This window comes from Niveispirillum sp. (genome assembly GCF_017996735.1).
Lineage (GTDB): Bacteria > Pseudomonadota > Alphaproteobacteria > Azospirillales > Azospirillaceae > Niveispirillum.
Map to the genome: position 1 here is coordinate 1 of NZ_JAGOGJ010000217.1, position 6,445 is coordinate 6,445.

The 6,445-nt window shown below is 70.7% G+C and carries 3 protein-coding genes; 1 reads left to right on the top strand and 2 read right to left on the bottom strand.

What is annotated here, in order from left to right:
• The first annotated feature begins 207 nt into the window (after positions 1 to 207).
• Positions 208 to 3,024, top strand: a complete 2,817-nt coding sequence (locus KBA48_RS31700; RefSeq protein WP_292912671.1) for a type 2 lanthipeptide synthetase LanM family protein — start codon at positions 208 to 210, stop codon at positions 3,022 to 3,024.
• On the opposite strand, the gene KBA48_RS31705 is transcribed toward KBA48_RS31700, so the two are convergent.
• Entirely contained in the window at positions 3,002 to 5,917 is a 2,916-nt protein-coding gene (locus KBA48_RS31705; protein ID WP_292912672.1) for an NHLP bacteriocin export ABC transporter permease/ATPase subunit, read from the bottom strand. The genes KBA48_RS31700 and KBA48_RS31705 overlap by 23 nt on opposite strands.
• Positions 5,914 to 6,445: ATP-binding cassette domain-containing protein (locus KBA48_RS31710; RefSeq protein WP_292912673.1), on the bottom strand; the 532-nt coding region annotated here is incomplete at its 5' end. The genes KBA48_RS31705 and KBA48_RS31710, both read right to left, overlap by 4 nt.

Consider the following 6,445-nt stretch of genomic DNA (forward strand, 5'->3'; position numbering starts at 1 on the left):
CAGGGTCGGTGCGCTTGCCAAGGCAGTGCGGCTCTATCTTCGCCCATTGGGCGTCCGTCAGAAGATTCCTATCCATCCAGAGCTTGAATCACATAACGACCCTTTTGTGAATCCCCACAGACCCTAGGACGGGCGGGTTGCCGGGCTTGCCTGGACGCTGTGGATGGCTTAGCCCTTGGCACGGTTTCCAGCATCCGGCGACGTCCCTTGTCCCTTCCCGATGGTGACATCCCTTTCGCGGCGATCCTGCGCCCCTGGCTGCGCGGGCGGCATGGGGATGGCTGGTTGACGGCCACCGGGGACGGTCCGGTCACGCCGGAGGCACGGGCCGACCTGGAACGGGGACTGCTGATCCGGCTGGCCGACCTTGCCGCCCCGGTGCTGCTGCGCCTGTTCGATGCAGGACGGAAACCGGTGCCGCCGGCCGCCCGCCTGACGGCGCGCACCCCGGCATCCGCACCATGCGACGCACATCGGCGGTTCGTGGCCGATGTCGATGCAGAGGGGTTGGACCGGGTACTGGCGGCTTGGCCGGTGCTGCTGGACCGGTTACAGGCGATGGCCGATGCCGGGCGGGCAGCAAGGCGCGACTTCATCCGGCACGCGACGGCGGACCCCGCGGCCCTGTCGCGGCTTGTGCCGGGCTGGCGCGCTGGCATGCCGGCCATTGTCGGGGTGCAGTTCGGCCTGTCCGATCCGCATGGCGGCGGGCGCAGCGTCGGCCGAATCCGGTTCGCCGATGGCACCTCGCTGGCCTATAAGCCCCGCTCGCTGGCTGTTGATGCAGGCTTCAGCGGGTTGCTGCGGGCGCTGTCCGACGCCGGCGGCGCCCCGGAGCAGCGAATCCCGCTGGTGGTGGATCGGGGCGACCATGGCTGGATGGAATGGATCGACGCGGCACCGATGCGGCGGGCGGGCGAGGCGGTAGCCTTCTATCGCCGCTGCGGCGGGCTGCTGGCGGTTATGACGATGCTGCGCGGCGGCGACATTCATCCCGACAACATGGTGGCGGCCGGCGCCTTTCCTGTGATCCTGGATCTGGAGTGCCTGTTCCAGCCGGGGTCGGCCGACCTGGGAATGTCTGACCCGCTACTGGACCCGGTAGCCTTCCAGACCGGCATCCTGCCGGTCTTCACCAGCTTTGATGGCGGACGCAGTCTGGTGCCCCTCGCCGCCGCCGGGGCCGGTGCTGCGCCACAGCGCCCGCAGCGCCGCATCGTCCATGCCGGCACCGACTGGATGCATGAGGCGGAATGGCCCGTCCCCGCCAACGACCTGCCCGGCCCCTGCCTGGGCGCCAGCCCCCTGGACGTGCGCGACTTTGCCGACGCGGTCGCCGACGGCTTTCGCCGCACCTTGCGGGTGATGGCGCAGTGTCAGGCGGCATGGGCACGGCCGGGCCAGCCGCTGTACCGTCTGGCACACGCGCCGGTACGGTTCCTGGCGGCCCCCACCAATCTCTACGCCCTGATACTGGAACATGTCCGCCGGCCGGAGATGCTGGCCGATCCGGCAAGGTTCACCCAGACCCTGACCCGCTTGGCAGGACGGCGGCCGATGCTGGCCGATCCGGTTGTCTGGCAGGCGGTCCTGACGGCGGAAACGGCGGCGCTGGACCGGCTGGACGTGCCCGCCTTCCGCTACCACCCCACGGGCCGCCGCTTACGGGAGGCCGATGGCGGACCCGTGGGCGCCCTTCCCGGCCGCTCCATGGCGGCGCAGGTGACGGCGGGGCTGGCGGGACTGGATGCGGCCGGCATCCGTGCCCGGACGGCCCTGATTGCCGCCAGCCTGCGACGCCCCGCCCCGCCGGGGAAGGCGCCGCACGGCATCGACGCCCGGGGCGCGCTGGTCCGGCTGACCGACCGGATCGCCGATCTGGCTGTGCCCGCCGGGCGCGGGGCAGAGTGGGTGCGGATGTGGGAGCAGATCCCCGCGCTGGTGGCGCCCGCCGGCCCCGGCCTCTGCTATGGCGCCGGCGGCATCGCCGTGACGCTGGCAGCGGCGGCACGGACGCTGGGTGATGAAAGACTGGCGGCGCTGGCCCGCCGGGCGCTGGTTCCCTGGACCGGCCGGCGATTGCGGCCCCAGGCCCCGGACCTGGCCGCCCGGATCGGGGCCGGTTGGGGACGGGGGATCGGCGGCATGATCGCCGCCCTGGTCTGGTGCGCCGAACGGCTGGAATGGCCCACCCTGCTGGACGATGCCATGGCGCTGGCCATGGCGACGAAAGCGGCCCTGCGCGTCGCCCCGGATGTACCCGATATGCTGGAAGGTGCGGCGGGGCTGGTCCTGGGCCTGTCGGTGCTGTATCAGGCCCGGCCCCATCCCACCGTGCTGGCGGCGATGCGGGATGCCGGGCGGCACATTCTGCGTCGTTCGCGCCTGTCAGGCGAATGGCGGGACTGGCCCGACCGGGGTCGGCCAGGGCTGGCCGGTCTGTCGCACGGGGCTGGCGGCATCGCCGTGGCCCTGGCGCATCTGGCCCGCCTGGACGGTCGTCGCGGACCATGGACAGCGGCGATACGGCAGGCATTGGCCTATGAGGACAGCCTGTATGATCCAGGCCCCGCCAATTGGCGCAACCTGGGCGGCCATCCGCCCTTCAAAAGCACATGGTGCCACGGCGCACCCGGCATCGCCCTGGCGCGGCAGGCCGTGGGGGAAATGCTGCCGGATCTGGCCCTGTCCCCGGATGCCGCCATTGCCACCACACGCCGCACGCCGATCACGGACAGCGACGACCTGTGCTGTGGCGAGGGGGGGCGTCTGGATATCCTGCTGACGCTGGCCGCCCGTCGCCAGGATGCCGCCCTGGCCGCAGAGGTGGGGCAGATCCTGGCGACACGCCTGCCCGACTGGGCCGCCGGCCGGGTCCGGCTGATGGCGGTGCAGGCCGGCGCGCCGGATGACCCGTCGCTGCTGCGCGGGCTGGGCGGGCTGGCGCATCTGCTGGTCCGGCATCTGGCGCCTGACCATGCCGCCGATGTGCTGCTGCCCTTCAGTCCCTGGACGATGCCGTAAGCTGGCGCCGCGCCAGACCGGCGAACAGGCCGCCACGGCCCATCAGGTCGGTGAAGCTGCCCTCCTCCGCCACCATGCCCTTGTCCAGCACGATGATGCGGTCCGCCCGCTCCACCGTGGACAGCCGATGGGCGATGACCAGCCTTGTGGCGGCCAGATGGTTCAGGCTGTCGGTCACCACGGCCTGGGTGCGGTTGTCCAGGGCGCTTGTCGCCTCATCCAGCAGCAGGATGCGGGGCTGGCCGACAATGGCGCGGGCCAGAAGGATACGCTGCACCTGCCCGCCGGAAAAGGCGGAGCCGCCATCCGTCACCTGGGTGCGCATCCCCATGGGCATGCGCAGGATGTCATCGGCAATGGAGGCCTGCCGCGCCGCCTCCCAGGCTGCCTCCTCGCCCAGATGCAGGCTGGCACCCAGGATATTATCCAGCACGGTGCCGGGCATCAGCCGTCCGTTCTGCAGCACCACGCCGCATTGCCGGCGCACGGCCTGCAGATCCAGCCCGTTCAGATCGACCCCGTCATAGAGCACCATGCCGGCCGTCGGCTGCTCGAACCCCAGCAGCAGGCGGAACAGAGTGGACTTGCCGGTACCCGACGGGCCGACAAGCGCCACGAACTCCCCCGGCTCAACCCGCAGCGACAGGTCGTTGAACACCAGCGGCGTGTCGGGCTGGTACTGGAATTTCAGCCGGGATATCTCCACCGCGCCGGACAGGGGGCCGGGATCGACCTTAGCCCGGTCGGTCTCCGGCACGGCTTCCAGGATGGGGGCGGCATGGCGGGCGATGGGGGCCAGGGCCACCATCTCCACCGCCGTGTCGGCCAGTGTCGCCAGCCCGCCCAGGGCCGCGTTGAAGGCCGACAGGAACGCCACCAGCAGGCCCAGCGTCAGGCCATCGGCAAGGTCCCACCCCATGCAGGCCAGCAGGATGATGGCCGTGGCAAAGGCGGTATAGCCGGCGGTGAAGGCCTTCTGCCGCGCCGCCATGCCGTCGGCCCGCAGCCAGGAATGGGTGGTGTCGGCATAAAGCCGGGCCCAGCGCAGGAAAGCGCGATCCTCTGCCGCCGCCAGCCGCAGCTTGGTGATGCCGCCGGCCAGTTCCAGGGACAAGCCCACCATGCGCGCATCCTGGGCCACCATCTCCGCTTCCCGGCGTACGCGCAGCAGACCGAACAATGACGTCGCCGCCGCCAGTCCCAGGGTGAGGATGATGGCCACCAGCCCCAGCCGCCAGGAATAGGCCAGCATCAAACCGTAGGAGACGAGTGCCACCGCCCCCGTCATCACCGACCCGATCATGGCAGCGGTGAGGGCATTTTCCAGCCGTTCCACCGCCATGGCGCGCGTGCCCAGCTCACCCGCGGTGAAGCGGCGGAAGAACCGGGCCGGCAGACGCAGCAGCCGGTCCATCACCGACGCCTGCAACCGGCTGCCGGCCAGCCCCTCCATGCGCAGGCTGGCGAACTGCGCCGCTATGCGCAGCACCAATGTCATGAAGGCGACCAGCAGCAGCGCCGCCGCCACCTCCCACAGCTTGTCCAGCGCGTGGTCGGGCAGCACGCTGTCCAGCACCAGGCTGGTGGCGATGGGCACGGCCAGGGTCAGCAGCCCGACCAGCAGGGTGGCACCGGCAAGGGTCCCCAGGTCCGGCAGCCGCGCACGCAGGGCCCCCGCCAGAATGTCGCCGACCCGCAGCGGGCGGTCCTCCAGCGGTGGATAAAGCGCCTGGGCAGTGCCGGCCAGCCCGGCGGCCTCCGCCTTGTCCAGCCGGCGTTCGACATTTTCCACCGGATCATAAAGCCGATAGGTTCCGGCCACCGGCCACAGGGCCAGGGGCCGTGCATCCCCCTGACGCAGCAGCAGGAAGGCACCGCTGTCGGCCCGCCACCAGCCGGGCTCCAGCCGCAGCGGGCGGCTGCGCAGGCGGCTGGCGCGCGTGATCTCCTCAAATGCATAAGGCCGGATCTCGTCGCCCCGCGTTTCGGGCAGGGTCAGGCGGAAATCCATTACCACGCCCAGCCGGGCCATGGCCCGGACCAGCGGCTGGTCGCTGTCCAGCGCCGTGACCGGGTCGGGGCGATGGGCGAAGATGCCGGCCAGCACGTCCAGGGCGCGGCCGGCGGCGCGACGGTTGCCCTCCCCCCGCGCCCGCAGCCGGTTCACCTCATCCACCGCCGCCAGGCGCAGCGCCATGGGCAGGACATCCACGGCCAGCGCATGGAACCGGTCCAGTGCCGCCGCCATGCCACCCGACCGCAGCATCGCCACCGTCGTCATGCTGGTGATGCCCACGCCCTGCGGCAAGGCCAGCCAGCTATCACGGGTCAGCGGCAAGAACGCACTGGTAGCCGGCACCGTTTCGATATCGACATAAAGCGCGCCATCGGCATCTGTCCGACACCAGGCCACGCCCTGTCCCGCGCCGACGCGACGAGGGCTGCCCGCAACGACATCCTCTCCCGGCACCAGGGCCAGGTCGGCGCGTGGCCGGGGAACCATGGGCCCGGTGATGGCGACCGACAGGCGCGTCACCCAGGCCTCGACGGCGGTCACCACCTCCGCCGCGTCCGCCGTCAGCAGAGCGACCCGGTCAAGGGGGCGGACCACCGTGTCCGGCGTGCCGGTGGCCAGAAGGCCCATATCCATCAGGCCGGCGGCCGTATCGATGCCGAACAGCAATTGACCGGGGCCGACGCTGAACAGGTGCTGGCGCGTGCCGGGTGTTCCGTCGGTCTGCCGCTCGACCAGGAAAACCTCCACCTCCCCCTGCTGCACCAGCAGGCAGGCGGCGGGATCGTCCAAAGCCAGCGGCTGATTGCCCGTCACCCGGATCGGATCGGCGCGCGTCGCCAGGAATGTCGGACGGTCCAAAGCTCTGTCGGCATTCATGGCTGCACCAGCCGGCGATAGGGGCCGTCGCGTCGCGTCAGATCCTCATGCCGCCCGCGTTCCACGGCCTTGCCCTTCTCCATGACGATGATCTCGTCGCAATCGCGGATCGTGCTCAGCCGGTGGGCGATGATCAGGCAGGTGCAGCCCCGGCGGCGGATATTGTCGATCAGGTCCTTCTCCACGAGCGGATCCAGGGCGCTGGTCGCTTCGTCCAGCACCAGCAGGCTGGGCTCCGCCACCAGGGCACGGGCGATTTCCAGCCGCTGGCGTTGCCCGCCGCTCCAGTTGCGCCCCCCCTCCTCCACCCGCGCGCCATAACCGCCGGTGCGGGCAACGATGTCGTCATGGATCATGGCATCGCGGGCGGCGCGGACGATGCGTGATTCCGGCATCGTTTCGTCCCACAGGGCGATATTGTCGCGCACCGTTCCGTCGAACAGCACGATGTCCTGATCGACAATGGCCAGCGAATTGCGCAGCACCGGCCGCGCGATCTCCCGGATCAGTTTCCCATCCAGCAGGATG

Bases quoted from the DNA above. Each gene is read 5' to 3' on its own strand.
- KBA48_RS31705 (WP_292912672.1), bottom strand. From the start codon at position 5,917: ATGAATGCCGACAGAGCTTTGGACCGTCCGACATTCCTGGCGACGCGC.